The organism is Oleiphilus sp. HI0086, assembly GCF_001635225.1.
Genome location: NZ_LWFZ01001129.1, coordinates 1 through 608 on the forward strand (window position 1 = coordinate 1; position 608 = coordinate 608).

General features: G+C 44.7%; 1 protein-coding gene. It reads left to right on the plus strand.

What is annotated here, in order from left to right; all coding sequences use genetic code 11:
- The coding region (locus A3756_RS19960; protein WP_304438913.1) for a hydantoinase/oxoprolinase family protein at positions 1–608 on the plus strand (608 nt) is incomplete at both ends.

Consider the following 608-nt stretch of genomic DNA (forward strand, 5'->3'; position numbering starts at 1 on the left):
ATGCCAATCTAGTTCTAGGGCGCATACGTGCAGATGCTTTCTTAGGTGGCGGTATGTCTCTTGATATAGCCTCAGCAGAGAGCGCGCTAGACACGCTAGCCAGCAAACTACAAATGAGCAGGCTTCAATTGGCAGAAGGAATCATAGAACTTGCGGAACAACAAATGGTAAAAGCCCTTCATGCCATTTCTATTCAGAAAGGGCACAACCCTAATGACTTTACCTTATGTTGCTTTGGCGGCGCTGGGGGTCTGCATGTCTGTTCCTTAGCTGAAAAACTCAATATGAAAAGTGCCATAATTCCCCAGAATAGTGGTGTCCTCTCGGCCTACGGCATGCTCAAAGCTCAAAAACAACGGCAATTTACCAAGACACATATTATTCAGTTAGATGATATTTCCCATCACCAACTGGAACAGCTGTTTGAAGGTCTCGAGTCACAAGGAACGAAAGAACTAAAATTAGAACAAGTAGGCAGGCAAACTATCCGATCAGAACGCTCTTTGGATCTTCGTTACCAAGGCCAGAGCTTCACTCTGAATATCCCCTTTTCTGCAGATCAAACCCGCAATATTGCAGACTTATTTCATCACAGCCATCAACAACAC